Annotated in this window: 4 protein-coding genes; all 4 read right to left on the bottom strand. The window is 42.3% G+C overall.

All coding sequences use genetic code 11. The features are described 5' to 3' along the window. The coding region (locus QTO00_RS14935) for a beta-galactosidase (protein ID WP_331425498.1) at positions 1-1,835 on the bottom strand (1,835 nt) is incomplete at its 3' end. Further along, positions 1,835-3,067, bottom strand: a complete 1,233-nt coding sequence (locus tag QTO00_RS14930; protein WP_331425497.1) for a glycoside hydrolase family 53 protein — start codon at positions 3,065-3,067, stop codon at positions 1,835-1,837. The genes QTO00_RS14930 and QTO00_RS14935, both read right to left, overlap by 1 nt. Positions 3,068-3,083: 16 nt before the next feature. Continuing rightward, complete coding sequence (locus QTO00_RS14925) at positions 3,084-3,926, bottom strand: sugar ABC transporter permease (protein WP_025789580.1); 843 nt, start codon at positions 3,924-3,926, stop codon at positions 3,084-3,086. Between the two features lie 4 nt (positions 3,927-3,930). After that, positions 3,931-4,876 (bottom strand): carbohydrate ABC transporter permease (locus QTO00_RS14920; RefSeq protein ID WP_331425496.1); only part of this gene is annotated, 946 nt, incomplete at its 5' end.

The following is a 4,876-nucleotide window of genomic DNA, read 5'->3' as shown; positions in this document are numbered from 1 at the left end:
AGAGAAATGTAAAACAATTCGTTAAAATCTCTCTCTGTACGTGCGGCAATATAATAAGCACAACCTTTACCTAGCTGATTCTTAGTAATAACCGGGCAAGAATCGAACAAATCCTCACGATAATAAGCGAGAGCTTCTGCTGTTTCTAAATGAATATGTTCCATTAGATGTTTAGCCTTAAACTCACCACTAAAGCCCAAACCAGAATGCGTTTCCATTTCGAACAATACGCGTTCATGATCATAGAGTGAATCAATCTCTTCAGCCCAAATGCCTAGTGTACGACGCAAAGGACTGTCCTCCCCTCCAGGAAAGCCTCCCAAGAAGCACAGGTCATTCTCGTCAACAATACCACTCCAGTATGTCGCAACTAACGTCCCTCCTTGTGCTACAAACGCTTCTAAACGTTCTGCTACACCAGGCTTAATTAAGTACAGCATTGGCGCGATAATGATCTTGTAAGGGGTAAAATCACATAGCTGCTCTATAATGTCGCAGCTAATACCTTGCTGCCAAAAGCCTCGATAATGATCACACACGGTTTGCTCGTAGTGCATACCCTCATTGCGAGGACCTGAAGCATCATCCATTGCCCAACGATTTTCCCAATCAAAAATGATCGCTACTTCAGCCTGAGTGCCAGTTCCAGACACATCATCAATTTGTTTCAGATAATCACCAACGGCAGTCACTTCCCTACCTGTACGTGTATTCGCGTGTCCAACATGATCAATGACTGAACCATGAAACTTCTCAACGGAGCCTCGGCTTTTACGCCACTGGAAGTACTGAACCGAGTCGGAGCCATGTGCCACTGCTTGCAAAGATGACAATAAATGAACACCGTCCTTTTTCAGCTTAGTGATAGGCTGCCAGTTGGTTTGACTTGGGGTAGACTCCATTAACAAAAACGGCTGGTTTTTGAGTGTGCGCATCAAATCATGATACATCCCGGTATAGCAAGCGAGCGCAACTTCATCGCTGTCACGGTGCCAAAGCGGATAGCTGTCCCAAGAAACAACATCAATCGACTTTGCCAGTTCCCAGTAGTTGTAGTCGTAAAAATACTCCATGAAATTAGCCGTTGTAGGCAAATCTGGATTGAGCAATTTGAGCGGTGCAATCTCATGCTCGCAAAAGTTCGAGACGCGGTCAGTACAGAATCGTTTCCAATCCAGTTTAAGTGCGTGTACTGAGTTCTCGCCAATAGGAGATGGTGATTCAATTTGCTCCCAACTGGTATACGTATGGCTCCAAAACGCACTCCACCACAGCTTATTGAGATTGTATAGGGAACCGTATTTATTTTTCAGCCACAAACGAAACTCTTCTTGGCAGTAATCACAGTGGCAATCTCCACCATATTCGTTTGAAACATGCCAGCCTATGACCGCAGGATGCTTACTGTAACGTTCAGCCAATTTAGTATTGATAATGCTTACTTTCTCACGGTAATTCGGTGAGCTATAACAGTGGTTATGACGCTCTCCGTGCAATTGCTTAACACGAGAGCTATTGACTCGAAGAACGTCTGGGTATCGTTCAGACAACCAAGCAGGACGCGCTCCACTCGGCGTGGCCAAAAATACAGAAATCCCATTGTCTGCCATGTTATCCAACACCATATCCAGCCATTCAAACTGGAACTCACCTTCAATAGGCTCTAGAGCCGACCAGCTAAAGATACCGACAGACATGACGTTACATTTGGTCTGTTTCATTAATTCAACGTCTTTCGCTAGAATATCTGGCCTATCCAACCATTGCTCAGGGTTGTAATCTGCTCCATGGAGCAGACCCGTTCTCTTAGGAATGATGTGTTTTTTATTGTTCATTATTGACCTTTAAATACTCTTAATGACGGTAATGCATTACCCTCGAAATCAAACAGTGCTTGGTTTTCCCAAGAGTTGCCCATGTCCCATTTATCCCCGCTATAGTCCATACCTGCCTCGGTTGACCATGTCGCTCCATCTATTGGTAACCATGCAGGTTCCCAATAATAAATCCCCAGACCTTGTTCACTAGGCAGTTCATTCAGCAGTGTCATCATGTCAGATAGGTATTCCGCCTGCCCCTCAATTGACACACTATACCCCTCGATTGGGCCCGCCTCGGAGTAACTATTGCCTAGCGAATCGCCATTCTCACTGGTAAACGGGAAAGATGTCTCTACCAAAACAATAGGCTTGTTGTATCGACTAATGACATCATTCATATTGGCTTTTACTTTATCGATGGGACCGTGCCACCACGGGTAATAAGACATGCCAATCACATCAAAATCGACCCCACGCTGAGTGATTTCATCAAACCACCAGCGGAAGAGACCGTTGTCACCAGCTTCTGCGAGATGCAGCATGATTTGAATCTCTTTACCACTATCGTTGTCGTGCACTGCTTGGATCCCGCTTTTTAAAAGAAGTGATAGACGGTCGAATTCCTTACCATCTTGACCCCAACTTTTACCCTCCGGCCAAAGCATGCCGCCATTCAGTTCGTTACCAACTTGGACCATGTCAGGCACAACACCCGCAGCTTGGTGTGCTTTCATCACTTGTGCCGTATAGTCATAAACTTTCTGTGTTAAGTTCTCAAACGTAAGTTTCTCCCACTCTTTTGGCTTTTGCTGCTTTTTAGGATCAGCCCAAAAGTCGCTATAATGGATATCAAGTAGGAATGACATACCGCTTTCTTGCGCGCGTTTACCAAGCTCAATAGAACGCTCTAATGTGTTATTACCACCACCAAATACTTCACCAGTAGCTGACATTGGATCTACCCACAAACGTGCACGGATAGAATTAACTCCACTATTCTTTAATATTTTAATTAGATCTTCTTCATTTCCATTTTGGTAATATTTCCCACCTAACCTCTCTATTTCTGGCAGCATGGAAATATCCACACCACGAATAAATTCACCTCTTAGTTCTGGAGCAGTTATAACAACATCATCTGTATGATCGTTATTATCAGTAACATTATTTTTAGAAGAATTTGCAGATTGACAGCCAGCCAAAGCCACTGCCGCACTAATAAGTGCAACCTTAAATTTTGTATTCATATCTTTCTCTCTAGTATTAGCCTTTTGTACTACCTGCTGTTAAGCCGGATACAAAGTATTTTTGTAATGATAGATAAAGAAGCGCAACAGGTATTGAAATAAGCACAGCACCTGCTGCGTATGTGGTATAACTTGCACCCATTTTTTCTACGACCAAGTTATATAAACCGATAGGTAACGTATAATTTTCAGGCGTTCTTAAAATAGTTGTTGCAAGAATAAAATCGCCTAGTGGTCCCGTAAAAGAGAATAAGGCTACTACTGCTATAATTGGTTTTGAAATAGGTAATATTATTTCCAGAAAGATACGAATATTACTTGCACCATCCATTTTTGCTGATTCATCCAGGTCTTTCGGAATTGCATCCAAGTAGCCTTTCATTAAATATGTATTCATCGGAATCATACCGCCAACATAAACCAAAACCAGTGCGAGATGGCTATTAATCAACCCCAACATCTGAGCTAGAACAAATATCGCAATTAGAGCAGAAAATTGCGGAATCATCTGCAGCAGAAGGAACAGCATTAGACCATTTTTCCTTCCTTTAAAGCGAAAGCGAGAAAATGCATATGATGTGCATGAGACGCTAATTAGCGTTAGTACCATGGTCAAAAAACTTATTTTCAAACTATTCCAAAACCAAGTCAGGTAAGCTACTTTGTCATTGGCAAACAAGGTTGCATAGTGACTCAGAGTCGGGTTATCTGGGAAAATTGACTCACCCATGATGCTATTGCCTGGATAGAACGACGCTCCAACTGTCCACACTAAAGGGTAGATAATGATCACTGATACCAACAAGATCAGACCGTAACTCAATGTCAATCGGATACGATTACTACGTTTAATACTCATGTTGTTATCTCGCTTCTTCTTTGAATGACTTAGTCATACGGAATTGCCAAAGCGCAATACCCACAACGAAAATCGACAGTAATAATGTGATGGCAGATGCAATACCGTATTGCGATGAAGACATCGTCAGTTTATAAATCCATGACACCAAAATGTCGGTACCGCCCGCGTTACTACCAATGACAGCTGGACCACCATTGTTAAACAGATAAATAATATTGAAATTATTAAAGTTAAACGTGTATTGAGTAATCAAAATTGGGGCGATTGAATACAGAACCAGCGGTAAAGTGATGGTTCTTAACTGCTGAAATTTGCTTGCACCGTCCATCGTCGCGGCTTCATAGAGATCGTCTGGAATAGCCTGTAGAACTCCCGTCGTCATCGCGAATACAAATGGGAAACCTAACCAGGTTTGGATCATAATTAGCGCGACTTTCGTCCAGAATGGGTCTGTAAGCCAAGCTTTAGGCTCAATGCCAAAGAAATCGAGAATCACATTGTTAATAACACCAAAGCTGTCATTAAACATCCCAGTAAAAATAAGGATGGTAACAAAGCCAGGCACCGCCCAAGGGAGAATGAATATAGTACGGATCAGCGGTTTTAATTTAAGGTCTTTTTGGTTTACCAGAATTGCCAACAGAACTCCTACTGTGCATTGCAGTGTCGACGCAACTAATGTCCATACGACAGTCCACTGCAACACATCAATAAAGGTGTTACGCCACAAGTTAATTTGAAAAATATTAAAGAAGTTCTTCAAACCAACCCAATCAACCAGTTTCGCTGGAGGTGAGTTGTAAAGGTTGTAATTAGTAAAACCAATCGCAAAACCAAAGATAATTGGAAATACAACAACAAACACTAAAAGAATAAAGCCAGGGCTTATCATAAGATATGGGAAGCCAGCATTGATAACATTGCGATACTGAACACGCAGTGAGTTC

Source organism: Vibrio sp. M260118, from assembly GCF_036533755.1.
Taxonomy (GTDB): domain Bacteria; phylum Pseudomonadota; class Gammaproteobacteria; order Enterobacterales; family Vibrionaceae; genus Vibrio.
The sequence above is the reverse complement of the archived record's forward strand: the minus strand, read 5'-3'. Positions and strand labels throughout refer to the sequence as shown.

Coding starts and splice junctions, on each gene's coding strand:
- QTO00_RS14930 (WP_331425497.1), bottom strand. CDS start 3,067: ATGAATACAAAATTTAAGGTTGCACTTATTAGTGCGGCAGTGGCTTTG.
- QTO00_RS14925 (WP_025789580.1), bottom strand. CDS start 3,926: ATGAGTATTAAACGTAGTAATCGTATCCGATTGACATTGAGTTACGGT.